This window comes from Marinomonas sp. A3A, assembly GCF_018336955.1.
Lineage (GTDB): Bacteria > Pseudomonadota > Gammaproteobacteria > Pseudomonadales > Marinomonadaceae > Marinomonas > Marinomonas lutimaris.
Genome location: NZ_CP025532.1, coordinates 1164699 through 1185075 on the forward strand (window position 1 = coordinate 1164699; position 20377 = coordinate 1185075).

16 protein-coding genes and 1 rRNA gene are annotated in these 20377 nt (G+C 41.0%); 5 read left to right on the forward strand and 12 right to left on the reverse strand.

Annotation, left to right across the window (positions count from 1 at the left end; all coding sequences use genetic code 11):
* The first annotated feature begins 128 nt into the window (after positions 1 to 128).
* Positions 129 to 243 (forward strand): 5S ribosomal RNA (rrf, locus tag CYL31_RS05410).
* Between the two features lie 418 nt (positions 244 to 661).
* Here the strand turns inward: rrf and CYL31_RS05415 are convergent.
* A complete protein-coding gene (locus tag CYL31_RS05415) occupies positions 662 to 820 on the reverse strand; it encodes a YqaE/Pmp3 family membrane protein (RefSeq protein ID WP_072242132.1) in 159 nt (52 codons plus the stop codon).
* 245 nt (positions 821 to 1065) lie between these two features.
* On the opposite strand from CYL31_RS05415, the gene CYL31_RS05420 reads away from it, so the two are divergent.
* Positions 1066 to 2307 carry an MFS transporter gene (locus tag CYL31_RS05420; RefSeq protein WP_212917934.1) on the forward strand — a complete coding sequence of 414 codons (1242 nt, stop codon included), beginning with the start codon at positions 1066 to 1068 and terminating at the stop codon, positions 2305 to 2307.
* A 51-nt stretch (positions 2308 to 2358) separates the two neighbouring features.
* On the opposite strand, the gene CYL31_RS05425 is transcribed toward CYL31_RS05420, so the two are convergent.
* The 6 genes from CYL31_RS05425 to gap all read right to left on the reverse strand — a co-directional run bounded on the left by CYL31_RS05425 (position 2359) and on the right by gap (position 7914).
* Complete coding sequence (locus CYL31_RS05425; protein WP_212917935.1) at positions 2359 to 2832, reverse strand: Lrp/AsnC family transcriptional regulator; 474 nt, start codon at positions 2830 to 2832, stop codon at positions 2359 to 2361.
* Between the two features lie 290 nt (positions 2833 to 3122).
* Complete coding sequence (gene purK, locus CYL31_RS05430) at positions 3123 to 4187, reverse strand: 5-(carboxyamino)imidazole ribonucleotide synthase (RefSeq protein WP_212917936.1); 1065 nt, start codon at positions 4185 to 4187, stop codon at positions 3123 to 3125.
* 3 nt (positions 4188 to 4190) lie between these two features.
* On the reverse strand, positions 4191 to 4682 hold the full coding sequence (purE, locus tag CYL31_RS05435; protein WP_048813927.1) for a 5-(carboxyamino)imidazole ribonucleotide mutase: 492 nt from the start codon (positions 4680 to 4682) through the stop codon (positions 4191 to 4193).
* 211 nt (positions 4683 to 4893) lie between these two features.
* The gene (locus CYL31_RS05440) at positions 4894 to 5364 is read right to left on the reverse strand and encodes a methylglyoxal synthase (protein WP_212917937.1); all 471 of its coding nucleotides are present in this window, start codon (positions 5362 to 5364) and stop codon (positions 4894 to 4896) included.
* A 6-nt stretch (positions 5365 to 5370) separates the two neighbouring features.
* A complete protein-coding gene (pyk, locus tag CYL31_RS05445; protein WP_212917938.1) occupies positions 5371 to 6819 on the reverse strand; it encodes a pyruvate kinase in 1449 nt (482 codons plus the stop codon).
* Positions 6820 to 6900: 81 nt separating this feature from the next.
* A complete protein-coding gene (gene gap, locus CYL31_RS05450) occupies positions 6901 to 7914 on the reverse strand; it encodes a type I glyceraldehyde-3-phosphate dehydrogenase (protein WP_072839492.1) in 1014 nt (337 codons plus the stop codon).
* A 381-nt stretch (positions 7915 to 8295) separates the two neighbouring features.
* Here gap and edd point away from each other — a divergent pair, with 381 nt between their 5' ends.
* The gene (gene edd / locus CYL31_RS05455) at positions 8296 to 10110 is read left to right on the forward strand and encodes a phosphogluconate dehydratase (RefSeq protein ID WP_212917939.1); all 1815 of its coding nucleotides are present in this window, start codon (positions 8296 to 8298) and stop codon (positions 10108 to 10110) included.
* 263 nt (positions 10111 to 10373) lie between these two features.
* Here the strand turns inward: edd and putP are convergent, their stop codons facing one another.
* Together putP and CYL31_RS05465 are read right to left on the reverse strand one after the other, a co-directional pair.
* Positions 10374 to 11870, reverse strand: a complete 1497-nt coding sequence (gene putP, locus CYL31_RS05460) for a sodium/proline symporter PutP (RefSeq protein ID WP_212917940.1) — start codon at positions 11868 to 11870, stop codon at positions 10374 to 10376.
* Positions 11871 to 12318: 448 nt separating this feature from the next.
* Positions 12319 to 13185 (reverse strand): MurR/RpiR family transcriptional regulator, encoded by an 867-nt coding sequence (locus CYL31_RS05465; RefSeq protein ID WP_012068799.1) that lies wholly within the window; start codon positions 13183 to 13185, stop codon positions 12319 to 12321.
* Between the two features lie 89 nt (positions 13186 to 13274).
* Here CYL31_RS05465 and CYL31_RS05470 point away from each other — a divergent pair, with 89 nt between their 5' ends.
* Together CYL31_RS05470 and ung are read left to right on the forward strand one after the other, a co-directional pair.
* Positions 13275 to 14183 (forward strand): phosphotransferase, encoded by a 909-nt coding sequence (locus CYL31_RS05470; protein ID WP_212917941.1) that lies wholly within the window; start codon positions 13275 to 13277, stop codon positions 14181 to 14183.
* Complete coding sequence (gene ung, locus CYL31_RS05475) at positions 14183 to 14905, forward strand: uracil-DNA glycosylase (protein WP_212917942.1); 723 nt, start codon at positions 14183 to 14185, stop codon at positions 14903 to 14905. Before CYL31_RS05470 ends, ung begins: the two co-directional genes overlap by 1 nt.
* Positions 14906 to 14956: 51 nt before the next feature.
* Here ung and ygfZ read toward each other — a convergent pair whose 3' ends face one another.
* From ygfZ to CYL31_RS05490, 3 genes are all read right to left on the reverse strand, one after another.
* Positions 14957 to 15871 carry a CAF17-like 4Fe-4S cluster assembly/insertion protein YgfZ gene (gene ygfZ / locus CYL31_RS05480; RefSeq protein ID WP_212917943.1) on the reverse strand — a complete coding sequence of 305 codons (915 nt, stop codon included), beginning with the start codon at positions 15869 to 15871 and terminating at the stop codon, positions 14957 to 14959.
* Positions 15872 to 15998: 127 nt separating this feature from the next.
* A complete protein-coding gene (locus CYL31_RS05485; protein ID WP_212917944.1) occupies positions 15999 to 16994 on the reverse strand; it encodes a response regulator in 996 nt (331 codons plus the stop codon).
* Positions 16991 to 20158, reverse strand: coding sequence for an MHYT domain-containing protein (locus CYL31_RS05490; RefSeq protein ID WP_249411704.1), 3168 nt, complete (start codon positions 20156 to 20158; stop codon positions 16991 to 16993). The genes CYL31_RS05485 and CYL31_RS05490 overlap by 4 nt, the downstream gene beginning before the upstream one ends.
* Between the last annotated feature and the right edge of the window lie 219 nt (positions 20159 to 20377).

The window sequence follows — 20377 nt, forward strand, 5'->3', positions numbered from 1 at the left end:
TTGATTATCGCTATTTCAAAAAAGAATTGTTAAAGATCCAAGCACGTATTCGCGTGTTTTGAGACAAGCTAACGATAAAAAGTCAGCGCACAACATAGTGCATCTCAAAACAAACGCAAAACGAATTGCTTGACGATCATAGAGGCGTTGAACCACCTGATCCCATCCCGAACTCAGAAGTGAAAAGCGCCATCGCCGATGGTAGTGTGGGAGATCCCATGTGAGAGTAGGTCGTCGTCAAGCTTTATATTAAGAAGGCCCTGATAGCTAACGCTGTCAGGGCTTTTTTTCGTCTCAAGGAAATGCGTCTATCCAAGAACCTCTCCCACGTGTGGGGCTCTTTATCAAAGACACGCATGTGATAATATATCGTCGTCAAGCTTTATATTAAGAAGGCCCTGATAGCTAACGCTGTCAGGGCTTTTTTTCGTCTGCAGAAAATTCTTTTGCCTGTAGGAATGCCATCTTGTCATTGCCTTCGCTTGCGCCTGTTTCGCAAGCTCAACGCGCCAGCGCGACTTCAATGCAAAAGATGGTATGAGTCAGCACACAGTGAGGGACGAAGCAGGATAATGTGTATATCATTGAGGTTGCCGCCTTAATGATCGTCCAGCGTTTGAGTGTCAGTTGTCAGTGCTTTTTCATCTAGAGAGCGCTGAGATTAGCGCCTAGCGATGACCCATACAGCGTGAACAATGCCAGGAATATAACCTAGTAGTGTGAGTAATATGTTTAGCCAGAATGCACCACCTATACCGACTTGTAAAAAGACACCAAGCGGTGGTAGAAGAATAGCAAATAAAATTCTAATTAAATCCATGTTATCTATCCTTATCAATTATGTGTTTTTTTAAATGTCTCAATTAGTCTATCTAACCGCAGTATGATTGGCTAATCATGTGACAAGTTTTTTACGTTATTTACAAGAATGTGAGTAAGTCTTGTTTTACTAAAGCCTTTTGTAAAGGCTATCAATTTTTTAGAATGAGATATTTATTTTTCTATTTTTTTAGAGACAATTTTTAGAGTGTGTACCGTGACTAAAACTATTAATAGAGTGTTGTGATGTTAGATAAAGAAGAGGAAAAGAAGGTCGATAGGGCGAATATTTTTAAGCAGATTTTTTCTCAGTTTTTAATTAACTTTGGTGATGTCTTGATTAACCCAAAAGTTACCTTGCCGTGGCTGTTACAAAGCTTAGGTGCTCCTTTATACCTATTGGGCTGGCTGGTACCAATACGTGAATCTGGATCTTTATTGCCGCAGTTAGTTATAGCTCACTTTATTTATAAAGTGAAAGTTCGAAAGTGGGTTTGGGTATTGGGAAGTCTTATTCAATCTCTATGTGTAGTAGTGATAGGGTGTGCTGCTTTATTGTTAGATGGAGCAAGTGCAGGTTGGGTCATTATTGCTGCATTAATCGTATTTAGTGTAGCAAGGGGGCTTAATTCTGTAGCGTCGAAAGATGTACTTGGTAAGACTGTTGCAAAAAATAAACGTGGAAGAGTCTCTGGATGGTCTTCTAGTGCTTCAGGTTTTATAACAATAGGTATTGCGGTTTGTACATTATTTTTCTTCGAAAGTTTTCAAGATAATGTGAGTTTTTATATTTGGGGAATTGTTGCTGCTACGCTAGTTTGGGTAGTTGCTGCTCTAATTTATTCATTTGTGCAAGAGCCTTTAAGTGACGTTGAGGATAAGGGCAGGAATTTTACCGATGTATTTGGCGAGCTTAGTCTATTAAGAACGGATTCAGTATTTCGTGAATTCGTTATTGCCCGTTCGTTTTTTCTGTGTGCGGCGTTGAGTGCTCCCTATTACGTATTGATTGCTCAGCAAAGGTCTGAAAATGGGGTGTTGATCTTAGGTTTATTTATCTTAGCTAGTGGTTTGGCTTCTCTGCTATCATCTCCTTTTTGGGGCTTATTTTCAGATTATTCTAGTCGAAAAGTGATGGTGGTTTCTTCTTTCTTGAGTGCGTTCACGGGTGTAGTTCTATTTTTTACTGTTAAGTTGTTTTCAGAGGAAATGTTCGTTACTTGGATCGTTGTTATTCTTTACTTTGTTTTAAGTATTGCACATCAAGGTGTCAGAATTGGTCGTAAAACGTATTTAGTGAATTTAGGTGAGGGAAATAAGCGAACTAGTTATGTATCGGTGAGTAATACTATTATTGGTTTTATTTTATTAGCGATGAGTAGTGTTAGTCTACTGACTTATTCTATCTCTTTAGCATCTCTCGTTTTAGTTTTTTCGGTAATTACTTTGGCGGGAGTTTTTGTGGTCATACGTTTACCTGAAATCTAAAAAGCGACACCCTTATGACATTTGGGCTCTGTCGCTTCTCAATTTTCTCAGTTAATTCGGGAGTGGAATTGAAGGTGCATGTTTTACACGATTTAGAACAACTGTAGAGGTTAAATCTCTTACACAAGGTAGGCCAGCAAGTGACTCGCTTAGAAAAGTTGATAGGGTGGGAAGATTTACGCTAATTACCCGTAGCCAATAATCGGCTTCTCCGCTGACCGAGTAGCATTCCAATATTTGAGGAATAGCTTCAATTGCTTTTTTGAATTCTTTATCTGAGTTTTTTACGCTTTTATCCAGAGTGATGTTAACAAAAGCGGTTACTTGGTACCCTAATTCACTTGCATTAAGCTGGGTAAAGTAAGCTTCAATTAAATTATTTTGTTCAAGCCTTTGAAGTCGTCTTGAGCATTGTGAAGGAGATAGATTAACTTGTTCTGATAGCGCTACATTGGTGAGTCTTGCGTTAGTTTGTAGTGCTCGAAGCAAGCGCCAGTCATAACTGTCTAGTTCAAGGTGATTCATTCAAGGTTCCTTATCAGCATCTACTAAAGTGTGCTGTTATTTTTATATTGGACAAGCTATTTCAGCTAGATCAATTAGAATAAGGAGTTTTGTAAAGTAAACAAGTTCAAAAACATTAAATTTCATGTTTTTTAGAAATTTTTTTGCATGTTTTTTGTTTTTTATTGACCGTTGTGAAAATAACTCAAATTGAAGTCTGAATGACAAAAAAAATGCCGCTCACCATGATGGGTCGCGACACTTGGTTAATTTAGTCTGCAAGGTATCTAGTCTTTGAAGTAGATACTTTTTTATTTAGGTATGTTTTTAGATAACCACTGTAATGCTTCTGGATAAGGTTGTGGAAGATCTAGTTGCGCTAGTGCTGTTTGTAATACAGCGTGACTACCTGAGCAGAAGTTTAGGTGGCCCACTTTTCTACCTGGACGAACTTCCTTTTTGTACCAATAAAGCTCTAAGCCTTTGATATTAAGCCAATCATAGTCTAGATCAACACCAATTAAGTTGACCATCATATTTTGGTTCTTCACTTCAGCTGGCGCTAATGGAAGTCCTGTGACTGCGCGTACGTGGTTTTCAAACTGACATATGCTAGCGCCAGCTTGCGTCCAATGGCCGCTATTGTGGACCCTTGGAGCTAGCTCATTAATGAGTAGCTCATCACCTATGCGAAAACACTCCATTGCCATCACACCAACGTAGTCTAAAGCGTCCATAAGCTTGCTAAGCATTGCTTCTGCTTTACTTTGCAAAGGTTTTAGGCGTTCTAAGGGAGAGATGGATGCGTATAAAATTCCATTAATATGGAGGTTGAGCGTTAAAGGGTAAAAATGTGTTTCACCATTTTTGCCTCGAACACCGACTAATGAAACCTCTTCATCAAAATTAATAGCCTGCTCTGCAATCGCTTGGCCTTTCCAATCTTCAGGTATCTCAATGCTCTCAGACTGTTTCAGCCAATATTGACCTTTGCCATCGTAACCACCCCGACGGCGTTTCATCAAAACACGCTCACCTAATGTCTCGTGGGCTTTTGCGGCTGTGGAGTCTGCTTCAACAGAAAACCATGGTGCTGTTGCTAGCTCAAGGCGATCTAACCATTGTTTCTGTGTTAGACGATCTGCAAGTTGTGGAAAAGTAGCTAAGTTGACAAAGTTACTGTGTGTAGCAAGTTGTTTGGTGGCGACAGTATCAGGCCATTCTTCTCTTTCTGCTGTAACAATGTCGGTTGGTGCTAATGCTAAGGTTTCAGTTGACTCTATATCAACTGGACGGACATCAATACCAAGTGGTGTTCCGGCTTGTTTTAGCATGGCTCCTAATTGACCGGCTCCTAATACCCATAGAACTGACATAGATTAAGCCTCTCTTGGGTCTGGATTAGCCAATACAGTTTCAGTCTGATTGGTTCTGAACGCTTCAATTTTTTTAGCAAGTTCTGGATTGGAAATGGCTAGAATTTGACAAGCCAATAGGCCGGCATTAAAAGCCCCAGCACTACCAATGGCAAGTGTTCCAACCGCAACGCCTTTTGGCATTTGAGCGATAGACAATAAACTGTCCATGCCGTTTAATGCTTTGCTTTGCACTGGTACGCCTAGAACAGGTAAGCGTGTATGAGCAGCAACCATGCCAGGCAAATGAGCTGCGCCGCCAGCGCCACCAATAATTACCTTAAAGCCTTTATCTGCAGCGCTTTCTGAAAATTCTGCAAGTTTGACTGGTGTCCGGTGAGCGGAGACAACTTCGACGTGGTAACTTACGCCAAGAGCGTCCATTATTTCTGCGGCACCTTCCATTGTCGCCCAGTCACTTTTTGATCCCATTATTAGGGCTACATCTGCTTGCAAAACTCTTCTCCTATAAGTGGTGTTCAACGGGGTGCTGAGGGGGTTGTACGTTGAACCTAATTAGTAAGTTTGTCTTGTCTAAACGTGGCCTAACACATTTTTGCATGACAATAATGGCGGCTAATATAGCCGATTTTGAAGAAAACCGCGAGCTTTGAAGGTCGTTGAAATACGTAAGTTGGAGATAGATAGAGGCAAAAGAAAAGAGCGACTAGAGTCGCTCTTGAAGGTATTTTTCATAATCTGGAATTTGCCGCTCAAATTCGTTTTCGAATAAGGGAGACGTAACCAGAAAATTAGCAGAAGAAACGCTACAAGCAATTGGGATATTCCAAACAGCAGCGACTCGAAGCAGGGCCTTAATGTCAGGATCATGGGGCATTGGCTCAAAAGGATCCCAGAAAAAAATCAGCACATCAATCTTACCTTCGGCAATGAGTCCCCCAAGTTGTTGGTCTCCACCGAGAGGGCCGCTAATCAGAGAGTGAACTGGAACGTTTAGTTGCTTTTGCATTAAGTTCCCAGTCGTACCTGTAGCCATCAAATTGTGTTTTATCAATTTTTCTTTATGCTTTTCTGCCCACTCAATAAGAGCGGGTTTCATATTGTCATGAGCAACCAGAGCGACGTTTTTACGCTCTGGTGTCGTGATCGTTTTTTGTTGCAACGTTTTGCTCTTCACTGTGGATTATTCCTCAACAGCGCCGACTTTTACGACTTTCATCATATTGGTTGTGCCGTAGCTCACCAAGTGATCGCCTTTTGTTACAATAACCAGATCTCCATCTTTGATTAGGCCAAGAGATTTAACATGATTAACTAAGCCCGCAACGATAGTCTCTACGTTGAACTCTTGTGAAGAGAAAGCCACCGGCGTTACACCACGATAAAGATTTACTTTATTCAGTGTTGCTTGGTTTGGAGACAATGCGTAGATTGGCAAACCAGAGCTAATGCGAGACATCAGTAGTGGTGTTGTACCTGAATCAGTCAAGCTGATGATCGCTTTTACGCCTTCCAAGTGATTGGCAGCGTACATTGCTGACATCGCGATCGTTTCATCAATGCTGGTAAAGGTCACATCGATACGGTGTTTAGAGCGATTGATTGCAGGTTGCTTTTCAGCACCCAAGCAAACGCGGTTCATGGTTTTAATAACTTCTTCAGGGTATGCGCCAGCGGCTGTTTCGGCTGAAAGCATGACAGCATCTGTGCCATCTAGAACAGCGTTAGCTACATCAAATACTTCAGCGCGAGTTGGCATTGCACTGGTGATCATGGTTTCCATCATTTGAGTTGCTGTAATGACAGGGCGGTTCAACTGACGGCAGCGTTTGATCATGTGTTTTTGTACACCGATCAATTCTGCATCACCAATTTCAACACCTAGGTCACCGCGAGCAACCATGACGGCATCAGAGGCTAGAATAATAGCATCCAATGTTTCGTTGTCAGCTACAGCTTCCGCACGTTCTACTTTAGAAACAATACCTGCTTTAAGGCCAGCAGCTTCAGCTAGTGCGCGAGCTTCGTGAAGGTCGTCTGCGCAGCGAGGGAAAGAAACAGCTAAGTAATCGGCTTTTAATGCAGCAGCAGTTATAATATCTTCGCGATCTTTATCGGTAAGTGCCGCTGCTGAAAGTCCACCCCCTTGACGGTTGATGCCTTTGTTATTAGACAAAGCTCCACCAACGATGACTTTAGTAATAACTTCTTGGCCTTTTACTTCTAGTACTTCAAGAACGACTCGTCCATCATCAAGTAGCAAAACGTTACCGGGCTGTGAGTCTTTTGCTAGTTGTGGGTAGTCGATACCAACGCGAGTTTCGTCGCCATTGTTTTTGTCAAAACCAACATCAAGAACAAACGTTGCACCGTCTTTTAGCTCGACCTTGGTGTTTTTAAAGCGAGCGATACGGATTTTAGGGCCTTGTAAATCACCCAGAATCGCCACGTGACGACCATTTTTTTGAGCCATTTCACGAACTACTTTAGCTCGTTCGATGTGATCTTCAGGTTGGCCATGAGAAAAATTTAGACGGAAAACGTTGGCACCAGCAAGGATCAATTTCTCAATCATTTCTGGGGAGCTGGAAGCAGGGCCTAAAGTGGCAACAATTTTAGTTCTACGAGTCATTTTAAATACCAAAGATTAGAAAGCGTGAAGAGAAGTATAAGAGACGACGAAGGCTGCGTCAGCAGCCTTCGTGTATTTTGACTATTTCGCAGCCATTAATGCGATAGTATTATCAAGCATTCGGTTTGAGAAGCCCCATTCGTTGTCATACCAAGCCATGACTTTGACTAATTTGCCTTGTACACGAGTTTGTGTCGCATCGAAATTAGAAGTGTAGGCATTGTGATTGAAGTCAGAAGAGACAAGTGGTTCATAATTGACATGCAATACTTGCGCAAGAATTGGATCCGCTTTGATAGCGTCTTCAATGATTTTGTTAATTTCTTCCACTGTCGTTTCTCTAGGTGCTAAGAAAGTTAAATCTACTAGCGAAACGTTGATAGTAGGTACGCGAACGGAAAGACCATCAAATTTACCAACAAGTGCTGGGATGACAAGGCCAACCGCAGCTGCTGCACCAGTTTTACTTGGAATCATGTTCATTGCAGCTGCACGTGCACGGTAAAGATCTTCATGATAAACGTCTGAAAGACGCTGATCATTTGTATAAGCATGAATTGTCGTCATCAAACCACTTTCAATGCCAAGCTTTTCGCTTAGTGGTTTGGCAAATGGTGCTAGGCAGTTAGTAGTACAAGAAGCATTTGAAATGACCGTCATTTTAGATGTCAGTACATCTTGGTTAACACCGTATACAACAGTGGCATCCACTTCTTTACCAGGTGCTGAAATAATAACTTTCTTCGCGCCAGCAGTGATGTGAGCACTTGCCTTTTCTTTTGTTGTGAAGAAGCCTGTGCATTCATAAACGACATCAATATCTAGCTCAGCCCAAGGAAGGTCTGCTGGATTGCGTTCAGAGAAAGTGCGAATTTTATCTTTGTTGATATAAAGCGCTTCTTCATCAAAGGTGACTTCTTCGTTGAAGCGACCGTGGACAGTATCGTATTTCGTCAAATGAGCGTTGGTTTTTGAATCACCAAGATCATTAATCGCTACGATTTGGATTTGATCACGCTTGCCTGATTCATACAAAGCTCTAAGCGTATTGCGTCCAATGCGTCCATAACCGTTGATAGCTACCTTAATCGTCATACTCACCTCTAACATAGTGCAAAAGTTGCTTGATGTTCGAATTCGAACAACATGCGTTCAATTTTGTTCTTTACGTAAAAATACTACATAAGTAATTTTTTAAGCAAGGATTAGTAACAAATTCCTGTCAATATGGATGTTTTTTGATCATCTATTGATCTAAGACTAACATTGTACAGAATTATGTTACAGAAGTTCGGGTATATTAGCTGAAGAAGCGCCTTTTTCGAATTCTTTTTGTAAAAAAATTACATAATAATGCGGTTTTATTAGTTTTTTATCTGTTTTAGGCGTGAAATAAATTAAAAATGTAGTAATATTACATAATATTATAGTGTCAGGCCGTGTGCTGAGATAACTGAACTAAAAACGGAGAGAAGCATGAATCCGATTGTTGCTAAGGTAACGAACGACATCATTGAACGAAGCAAAGCGCTACGTGAGCAATACCTTAAAGATATGAAGAAAGCGCAAGAGCAAGGGCCGCACAGAGGAACATTGTCCTGTGGTAATTTGGCTCATGGCTTCGCGGCATGCCAACCTCAAGATAAACAAAAGCTGACTCTCATGGAGGAAGCGAACATAGGCATCATATCTTCTTACAACGATATGTTGTCGGCTCATCAGCCTTACGAAAATTACCCAGATCAAATTCGTGCAGCGATTAAAGAAATGGGTTCTGTTGCTCAGTTCGCTGGCGGTGTTCCTGCTATGTGTGATGGTGTCACTCAAGGGCAAGACGGCATGGAGTTGAGTCTATTTAGCCGTGACAACATAGCACAAGGTGCGGCAATAGCGCTTTCTCATAATATGTTTGATGCCGCTATCTACTTAGGTATTTGTGACAAGATAGTTCCTGGCCTGTTGATTGCTGCGCTACGTTTTGGTCATTTGCCTGCCTTGTTTATTCCTGCGGGCCCAATGCGTTCAGGCATTACTAACGCGGCTAAAGCGGCTGTTCGCCAGCGCTATGCTCAAGGCCAAGCAACTCGTGAAGAATTGCTTGAGGCGGAATCGGCTTCTTATCACAGTGCGGGTACTTGTACCTTTTATGGTACTGCTAACTCGAATCAGTTATTAGTCGAAATTATGGGGCTTCAGCTTCCAGGTTCTTCTTTTGTTAACCCAGATGATCCATTGCGAGGCGCTTTAACTAATTATGCCTCTCAGTTGTCCACGAAGATCACTGCACTTGGCCGAGATTACCGACCTTTATATGAAATAGTTGACGAGCGCAGCATTGTTAACTCGATTGTTGGCTTGTTAGCGACGGGTGGTTCCACTAACCACACCATGCATATTGTCGCTTATGCTCGTGCTGCAGGCATTATTGTTACATGGGATGATTTTTCAGCTCTTTCTAAAGTTGTGCCATCATTGACTAAAATTTACCCGAATGGCCAAGCTGATATTAACCATTTTCACGCGGCTGGCGGTATGGCGTTTTTGGTTAAGCAATTACTGAAAGGTGGCCTAGTGCATGAAGATGTAAACACCATCGTAGGTAAAGGCTTAACTCACTACACCAAAGAGCCTTTCTTGGAAGGCGATAATCTTGTTTGGCGTGATGGTACGGATGAAAGCTTGGATCTGAATGTTGTCCGGCCTATTGATAATCCGTTTAGCAAAGAAGGCGGATTGGCTTTATTGAAAGGCAACCTTGGTCGCTCTGTGATTAAGGTATCAGCAGTAAAAGATGAAAATCGAATTATCGAAGCGCCTGCAGCAGTGTTTCATAGTCAAAATGCTTTGGCTGATGCGATTGCAAGTGGTGCATTGAAACGCGATTGTGTGGCGGTTGTACGTTTTCAAGGACCGAAAGCATTGGGTATGCCTGAATTGCATAAATTAACGCCATACCTTGGTAATTTACAGGATCAAGGTTACCGAGTGGCCTTAGTGACAGACGGCCGCATGTCGGGTGCATCCGGTAAAGTACCTGCTGCGATTCATTTGACGCCAGAAGCGTTAGCTGGCGGTTTGATCGCTAAGATTCATGATGGTGACATGATTCGCTTAGACGCAGTCGAAGGTACTTTGTCTGTACTGATTTCTGAAGAAGAGCTGAGTAAGCGTGAAGCGGCTCACCAAGATTTAACTGACTCTCATCAGGGCATGGGGCGTGAATTATTTAGTGCGCAACGTATTTTGGTGAGTGGCGCAGAGCAAGGTGCTTGCAGCTTGTTTAATGATTAAACCTTTCCTCTGACTACTAACATTTGTTAGTAAATGGTGTTTAGGGGCTTGTTTCAAGCCCCATTTTTTTGCCTGTAATTTGCCATTCTTGTTTATCGTTTCAAATCCTTTGTTCTTTATTTCACCCATAGTATATCGATGAATCATTAACCGAATATCATCTTAATTCAAATCAAGTCTCTATATTTTAAAGATAAAAAAAGGCCCGAATCTGAGTGTGGATTCGGGCCTTCTTAAGTAACTAGCTCAAAAGAGCAGGCTATTTAGTCCATTGTATCTAGTGCTTTTTCGTATTCATCAAAAGAATCTGTTACAGACTCTTCTGGAGCGCCTGTTGCTAGGCTTACTACAAAAATAGCAATAGTCGAGAACAAGAAGCCTGGAACGATTTCATAAAGATCGAAAATGCCACCAGTTAATTGTTTCCATACCACAACGGTAATGCCACCAATAACAATACCCGCTAGAGCTCCGTTACGGTTCATGTTACGCCAGAACAAGCTTAGAAGGATAGCTGGGCCAAATGCAGCGCCAAAACCAGCCCAAGCATAAGACACTAGGCCAAGTACTGAGCTTTCTGGGTTCAATGCAAGCACTAGTGCAATAATAGAAATAGCCACAACCGCAAAACGTCCAACGTTGACGATTTGTTTTTGTGTTGCTTCTTTATTGAATAGTTGCTTGTAAAAATCTTCGGCTAGCGCAGAAGAAGATACCAGAAGTTGAGAATCTGCTGTACTCATGATAGCCGCTAAGATTGCAGCAAGAAGGATACCGGCAACCACAGGGTGGAAGACCGCATTCACTAGAATCATGAAGATTTTTTCTGGGTCAGCTAAGTCACCGGCTAGATTACTATCGACAAAGGTTATGCCGACTAGGCCGATAAGTAGTGCGCCAGCCATGGAAATCAATGTCCAGATAACTGCGATACGACGAGCTGTTTTAATGTCTTTGTTAGAGCGAGAGGCTTTAAAACGCGCTAGGATATGCGGTTGACCAAAGTAACCTAGACCCCAAGCGACGAGAGAGATAATCCCTATTGCTGTCAAAGGTTCGCCACTGACATTAGTCCAGATATCTAGTAATTCAGGATTTTTTGTCATTAACGTGTTAGAAAGATCAGACCAGCCGCCATCGATGGCAACAAGAGGGACGATGACTAGTGCCGCGCTCATCATTAGGCCTTGTACAAGGTCTGTCCATGCTACCGCAAGAAAGCCACCAAATAGTGTGTAGGAAACCACACATACTGTGCCGATAATTACTGCATAGGTGTAATCTAAGCCAAATACTGTTTCAAACAATTTGCCGCCTGCAACCAAACCGGAACTTGTATAGAACAAGAAGAACAGCAAAATGAACAGAGCTGAAATGGTTTGAATAAGCTTCGATTTATCATTGAAGCGTGTAGACAAAAAGTCTGGAAGTGTTAGTGCGTTGTTTGCTTTGATGCTGTACGTTCTTAGGCGTTTTGCACAGATTAGCCAGTTAAGCCAGGTACCAACAAAAAGGCCACCTGCAATCCAGAACGATTCTAAGCCTGCTGCAAAAGCGTAGCCTGGTAAGCCAAGTAATAACCAGCCGCTCATGTCCGAGGCGCCTGCTGATAGTGCGGTAGGCCAAGGTCCTAAAGAGCGTCCGCCAAGAAAGTAATCTTCAGAGCTGGAAGTGCGTTTGTAAGCGTACAACCCAATTCCTAGCATAACTACTAGATAGGCTAGGAATGTAAAGCTGATCGCATAGCTGCTTTCTATCATTATTGTTGTCCCCTAATGAAATTATTACGGGTGAAATAACCTTTGATGGATAAGGTTATTTATCAGTATGGATAGTCTTTATCCTTATATTGCGCTGTTCAGCAATATCTACTGATTGAAAGATTGCGCTTAAAAAAGCTTCGTCTAGATCACACCCGAAAGAGTTATAATTGTTAAATCGTTATTGTGATAGCCGTTGATATCAAATGTAAAAATAATCACCTGATCGTAAAGAGAATGGATCGCATTTTTGACATATTTCAAGACCTGCGCCGATTCTAAGTGGCTGAGATCGGATAATCTTTCAAATTTCTCTGACAAAATTACGAAAAAATCTGATGCGCTTGGCAAACTGATTGGTTTGGGTAAATATCTTGTGATCTGAGGTGATTTCGCAAAGCTAACGTAAAAAAATAAAGGCACATGAAATGTGCCTTATATTGTGTAGTTATTTCTTTTCAACTTTTGGTAATCGAGTGTCTTGTACGCTTTGTTTCAGTTTTTTTAGATGGGCGTTGAATTCTGGGCCGCGTTTTAACAACACGCCAGTAGCCAATGCATCGATTAACGTAAGATAAACAATACGTGAGCTCATTGGCGTATAGATATCGGTATCTTCAGTTTCTTCAATCGGTAAGACGATAGAGCAGTGCTCTGTGAGAGGAGAATCTGGATTAGTGATACCAATAACGGTAGCCCCAGCTTCACGAGCGACACGAGCTGTTTCTATTAACGGCAAGGTGCGGCCTGTATAGGAAATGATGACGATAGCATCGCCAGAATGGGCGCCAGCAGCAGCCATGCGTTGTACTAAAATATCCGTGTAAGCAACAACCGGCATATTTAAACGGAAAAATTTATGGTGAGCGTCTTTGGCAACGGGGCCAGATGCACCTAAACCATAAAACTCGATTCGGCGAGCTTGTGCTAACACATCAACCGCTCTGCTTATCAATGACTCGGGTAAAATATCCTGAGCCCTCGTTAGGTTGTTTTTGGCGGCTTCAAAAATTTTCGCCGTAACCGCTCCTGGTGCGTCGTCAGGCTCTACGTTTAAGTTAACGTAAGGAGTACCTGTCGCAAGGCTTTGGGCAAGTGATACTTTAAAATCAGGAAAGCCACTACCTATTAGACTACGACAGAAACGGTTGACCGTAGGCTCACTCACTTCCGCTCTCGCGGCAAGTTTCGCAATACTGGAGTGAATGGTTGTTTTGGGATCGGCAAGAATCGCTTCCGCTACTTTTCGCTCGGATTTGCTTAACGTGCTCAGTCGTTCTTGTATCTTACGAATAATGTCTTCGTGTTTAATCATTGATCTGCTTCAAAGTTGACTATTGACTCGGATGGTTCAGTTGTTCATTCTGACAGCCACTTACAATTCTGGCAATAAAATGATTAAAAATGACCGTACTATCTGAGTATTTCGTAAAAATGGCTGACATATTACCAGCCACCATGGAGGTTGAAACTACTTTATTTGAGGAAGGCTTTTCAAACAAGGTGTATTTGATTCATTGGGAGCAAGTTTCTCGTTTTGTATTGCGAATTCCCTATATTGATACTAAAGCTTTTTATATTAATCGTACGGAAGAAATTAATACCTTAAAACATGCTGCATCTATAGGGCTTTCTCCTGCTGTTGCTTGGCACGACGATGACGGTAGCTTTGCTTGTCAATTTGTCTCTCAGCCATCTCTTGAATGGACTGTGTGCCATCAAGATAAAGATATACCGAGAATTGCTCAAGCCTTGATGGCAGCGCATAGTTTGCCAATGGGCTATCATCACTATGATGTGTTTGAGGTGATTAAACACTATTTGAATGGCATTCAACGTTATGGCTGTGAAACACCTAGTTTGATGGTGGAATATGATTACCTTACTTCTCTTTTGAAGCAGTTAACGCCACCAGAGATGATTTTATCGCCAGCACTCTGCCATAACGATTTAAACCCTAAGAACGTTTTAATGGACAGCGATAAGCTCTGGCTTATTGATTGGGAATATTGTGGAGTTGGAGATCCATTATTTGACCTTGCTGTAGTGGTTAAGTCTCACAATTTAGACGCAAGACAAACTGCATTATTACTACGTTCTTACCGATCAGATCTTCCGAAAGAAAAGGCTTTAAATACGATCCAAGAGTATGTGAAAGCCTACGGATTAAGGGAAATGGCTTGGTTGTTATTGAAGCACTTAGTCACACCTGAGGATAAGCTGTCGCTGCAATATTATTATGAATTTAAAGCGACGCCAGCATTAAACCCTTTTTATGAAACCAAAAGCAGTGCAGAGAATAAAGTGAGCTAATGATGAATTTAACGGGTGATTGGCAAGAATATTTAGCTGATGAGTTTGAGAAAGACTACATGTTGGCTTTGCTAAAATTCTTACAAACAGAGAAACAAAATAAAACACTTTATCCTGCAGAAACAGAATATTTTACAGCGTTAAATGTGACGCCTTTCAGTAAGCTAAAAGTGGTGATTCTTGGCCAAGATCCCTATCACGGAGAAGGCCAAGCTCATGGTTTATCCTTTTCGGTAAAGCCTGGTATAAAAGTTCCTCCTTCATTGGTGAATATCTACAAAGAGCTTGAGATGGATTTGGGTATCACACCAGCCCAGCATGGTTTTTTACTACAATGGGCAGAGCAAGGCGTCTTATTGCTAAATAGTGTGTTGACCGTCGAAGCGAGCAAGGCAGGTTCTCATCAGAATAAAGGTTGGGAGATATTTACTGATAAAATCATCGAGCTTATTAACAATAAGCATCAAGGTGTTGTTTTTATGCTGTGGGGATCCTATGCACAGAAAAAAGGCCGTCATATTGATCGTGATAAACACTGTGTGTTGGAAAGTGTTCATCCATCGCCTTTATCGGCTTATCGTGGTTTTTTAGGTTGTCAGCATTTTTCTAAAGCGAATAATTACTTAGTTGGTCTTGGAAAAGAGCCGATAAAATGGGCATTAGAACCAATAGAAAGTACGAACAAAGTAGATTGTAATACGCAGATTGGTTTGCCATTCTAAATTAATTTTATAGCGCCTATCTGGCGCTATAAAATACCTCGAATATAGCCTCTATTTCTTGCTATCTAGCGAGTAGGGAAGTGGAAGTAAGATGATTTCTTGGTTATCCAAAAGGATTTTTTCTGCGTCACTTGGATCAATATTCAAAATAACTTGTGCGTAGTGTGTGTCTTGAATATAAGTGAAATCAAAGATTTGCCCTATGTTTTTGCCTTGTTCATCTACAATGTCTTTTGTCGTATCGAGATTTCCTTGCCAAGTTACTAATGCTAGCTGTTTTTTCGACTTGCCTTTATATTGCATGCGAGCAACGATTTCTTGTCCTGTGTAGCAGCCTTTTGTGAAGCTGATGCCGCCCGTACTTTGCATGTTAAGCCATTGAGGCAAAATAGTTTCACTTTGCTCTAGATTAATAAGTGGACGGGCTGCAAGTATTGCTAATGCAGCCAATTCTGAATTCTTCTCCTCAATTTCTGCTTTGGCTGAGGTAATCAGAAACTGAATTTCTAATGGCTCCTGGCTAATCGTCAATGTAATGATGTCGTTATCTTGAGTTGTTGTAAAAATACTCGATGCTACATTGGAATCATCTTCTATTTTTTGGTTCACTAGCCTTGTATAAACCGCAAAATGATCTTGTTCATCCGTCAATGTTGTTTTGAAAAACACTGCGTACTTTTTTAGATGTAATAAGGTTTTCTCGACTAAATCTTTTGCCATGATCATCAACACATCGTCATTGCGTTGAACGATATAAAAGCTGCTGATAATACGTCCTTTAATGCTACATATAGCACCGTATAGACCATTATCTTGGGACAGTTTGTTCATGTCGCAGGTTGTCTGACCTTGCAGGAATTTCTTTGAATCTAAACCAGATACTCGCAAAACGCCGATATCCTGCTGTTTCATGATGACGTCTTTGTTTTGCAGTGTTGAGTCAATAATATCGTGAAGAGAAGTCATAAAACGTTCCATAAAATAGATCGGGCATAAAATAGGTTGCAGTTGCTCTGCGTGAATAGCCTATCAGTAATGCCTAAATTTTACTTTTCAATGGGCAGATCGATAATGATTTTTTATACACCTAAGACTATTCGGCAAATTGTTTTTGTATTTCAAGTAGTTTGGGTAACTCTTGTTGGAGTAATGGAATTAGCGTTGGATCAAAGTGTTTTCCACTTTGCTCAGTGATGTAATGAATTGCTTCTTCAGTAGACCAAGCTTTTTTATAAGGGCGCGCACTGGTAAGTGCATCAAATACATCAACTAATGCAATGATACGACCTTCAATAGGAATTTCTTCGCCGGATAAGCCATTCGGATAACCAGAGCCGTCCCATTTTTCATGATGTGTCATGGCAACAGAGTGGGCAAGTTCGATAAGATAAGAACTTGGGTTAGAAAGAATTTCACCACCTATTTGAGCATGTGTCTTCATGACTTCATACTCTTCTTCTGTAAGCTTGCCCGGTTTTAGTAGTATATTGTCCGCTATGCCTATTTTTCCTATGTCATGCATAGGTGCCGCCATCATTAAATCATCCGCTGATTCTTCGTAAAAACCGTATGCTAAAGCAATAATTTTTGCATATCGGCTCATGCGTTGTACATGCATGCCTGTTTCGTTGTCTTTGTATTCGGCAGCTCGTCCAAGTCTTTGGATTAAATCAATATGGGTATTTAGCAGCTCATCCGCTCTAATTAAAGACAGGTGTGTTTTGACACGAGCTAAGACAATAGCAGGTACGATGGGTTTGACGATGTAATCAACGGCACCAATTTCAAAGCCTTTTGCTTCATCTATACTGTCTTTCAATGCTGTGACAAAAATCACTGGAATATTAGCTGTTGTGGGATTTTGTTTTAAGCGTTCGCAGACTTCTAAGCCTGTCATATCTGGCATCATGATATCGAGTAGTATGAGGTCTGCCGGCTCTTTTTCTACCAGTTTTAATGCGTCTTGCCCTGATCGAGCAAAAGATAAACGGTATCGAGCCGCTTGCAATACTTGCTTTAAAACTCGTAAGTTTGATGGCTCATCATCAACTAATAGGATGCGAGGTGCGGGTTTACTTCCGATTCTCATTTGGTGGCTGTCTCCTGTGCAATTAATTCTTTTAAGCTGGTAAGGCTGTTAATAGCACTATCAAATTCAAAGTTAGAGAGAGCTTTACTTGCTTCGATGGCTTGTATTTTCATGTTTTTTGAGACGCTGTTAATAAGCAAAGCTATGTTGTCGTCATCTACTTCGCCTGAGTCTGCGGAGAAAATAAGTGCATCGATAAGTGCTATTAATTGTGTGGTAGAAAGTTCATTCTGAATGTCTATCTCTGGTATCTCAGAATGGATACAATGTTTATTAATTAATAGCTGTAGCTCTTCAAAGAAGTGAGCCAATAAAGCCGTTAAATATTGGACGCTTTTGAGAAATTGATCATAGTCTTCTGTCTGTGCTGCTCGCTCTATATTTGCCATACAATTAGAAATATTTAACAATGCAAGATTACCTGAAGAGCCTTTTATCGCATGCGCTAAAGCGTAAGCCTCTTGGTATTCTTGATTGTCTACATGAGTTGTTAGTCTATTGACCAAATTTGCGTTAGTTTCTGCAAACCTAGATAGCTCTGTGATGTATACTGGAAGGTCGCTCCACAGCGATAGACCTTTGTCCATATGGATTTGCGGATTTTTATGATTAACTTTTTCGTGATTACTATCCTGCTGATGAATCAATGTGGGCGTTTCATTTAAGACTCTCGCCATTTCAATTATTAAAGCCTGAATATCAATGGGTTTATTGGCAAAGCCATCCATTCCCGCTTGTTGAGCATCTAATTTATCTTCTATTAGGACATTGGCTGTTAAGGCAATGATCGGAGTGTGAATAAGCTGATTTTCTTTTTCATAGCTGCGGATAATTTGAGTGGCGGTTAAGCCATCCATTTTCGGCATCTGAATATCCATTAGAATGATGTCAGGTTTGATCATTTTAAATTGGTCAACAGCATCAATACCGTCTTTTGCAAAAAATATGGCATGGCCATGTCGTTTAAGTAAAATAGTCAGCAGCGTTAGGTTTTGTTCTACGTCATCAGCCAATAGTATTCTTTTAGGTGTGATAACAGACTGTGGAGTTGTTTCTGAACTCGCTGGCATATCCGTTTCTGTAAGTGGTAAATCAAAAGAGAAGCAACTCCCTATTCCGACTTCACTTGTTACATGAATTTGACCACCCATGAGGGTTACTAATTGCTTAGATATGCTAGTACCTAAGCCTGTGCCACCAAAACGACGGCTCATAGACGCATCAGCTTGTGTAAATGGGTCAAAAATGTGCGTTAAGCGTTCTGCTGGTATTCCTATACCAGAGTCTGCAACTGAAAAGCGTATTTTATCATCTTGTAGTTTCGATATTGTTAAGGTCACATACCCTTTTTCAGTGAACTTGATCGCATTGCCCAGGATATTCATGAGTACTTGGCGGATGCGATCTTCAGCCCCCCAATAGGCATCGGCAACATCTGTTTCTATATGAAAATTTAGTTCTAGACCTTTATTTCTGGCTTGTAGCCATAGAGTTGAAATTACAGTGTCTACTGAATTGGCAAGTACAAAAGGTTGTATGTCTAATTCAAGTTTGTTTTTTTCTAATTTAGCACTGTCGAGTATATCGTTGAGAAGGTGTAGTAGAGATCGAGCAGATTTACTGATAATTGAAAGGTGTTTTTTATTTTCTCCCGATATTTCTGATTCCAATAAAATGTCAGAAAAGCCAATAATAGCATTCATTGGCGTGCGGATTTCGTGGCTCATGTTTGCTAAGAAAGACGCTTTGCTTTCTGCTGATGCTTCGGCTTTTGCTTTTGCTTGACGAAGTTCATCTTCCATCACAACACGTTGTGATATGTCTAAAATGACACCATCAATCCATTCGGGTTTGCTATCTTCGTTATAGATGATTGAGCCATTTTCGAGCACCCAAACATAGTGACCTTTTTTGTGCCTTAATCGGTATTCTAATTTATGTGTTTTACGTTCTCTAATAGCCTCGTCCATAACAAGAGAGATATTTTTTTCATCATCAGGGTGAACGAGCTTGGCGAAGGAGGTTGTTTTATCGTAGAAATCAGATGTTTTCCATCCAGTAATATCATAGATAGCATCACTTACAAAAAGAGTGCTCCAATGTTCATCCATTAAGCAGCGAAAAGAGGCGCCAGGTATATTTTTTATTAAGGAGCTGTATCGCTTCTCACTTTTTTTGATGGTTTCTTCCAACGATTTTCGAGTCGAAATATCGGTAATAAAGCCAACAAATAATGTATCACCGTCAGGGATATCAACTTTTCCAACACCCAGTCTAATAGGAAAAACATGCCCATTTCTGTTGGTTGCATAAATTTCTCGTTCAGTGCCTGCTATGTTTATTTCGCCAGTATCACGAAATGAGGCTAGAAAATGATTGAATTCATCGGTGTATTTTTGAGGGAATAGAATGCCAAAGTGCTGATTGATTATTTCATCTTCTTGCCAACCAAAAATGACTGAGGCAGCTTTATTAAATTCTTTAATAGTGCCGTAGCTGTCTATGGATATAATGCCATCTACAGCGGTGTCTAAAGTTGTTTTTAGCCGAACTTCACTGGCCGTTTTTTCCAATAATAGTTGACGGTAACGTAATTGTGATGCGATGTTTGCTGCCAGAATAGAGAGCAATAATGTAATGATAGCAACAACGAACGAAAGTTCATTATTAGAGCTTTCTTGCATGTGAGGCATTCCAGCATCACCGGATGAAATGAACCTTGCTCCTGCCATGCCAGCATAATGCATACCAGAAATAGCGGCTCCCATAATAATTGCACTGATGCAGCTGACCCACTTGGAGCTTAAATTGGTCCAAACTTTTCTAACATAGTAATGGGTTGATAAGGCAATAAAAGCAAGAACCACAGCAATAATCAGTGATGCTAAAAACCACACTGGATCATATTTCAGTTTAACGTCCATTTTCATTGCTGCCATGCCGATATAATGCATAGCACCAATACCACTACCTACAAATACACCATTAACGAGTAGCTGCCAGATGGTAAGATCACTTCTGGTTAATCGTTTCAATGTTATATAGGAGGCCAAAATAGCGGGTATTAGAGAGATAGCTGTTAACAGTGGGTCATAAGAGATTCCATGTCCCATGTTAAACGCCAGCATACCGACAAAATGCATACTCCAAATACCGCCAGCCATGATGAAAGATCCAGAAACTAGCGCAATTTTTTTATATCTTTCGATAACAATGTGTTTGGCAATGGAAGCGAAATGCAGCGCAAAAAAAGAGGCGCCTGAAGCGAGTACAATAGAAAGGGCAACAAGTAGGTAGTTATAGTCGCCCATAGCCAGATGAATGTTATCTACTTGAGTGACAAAGAAACTATTTAGTAAATGCATTAATTCTACTTCTTTCCT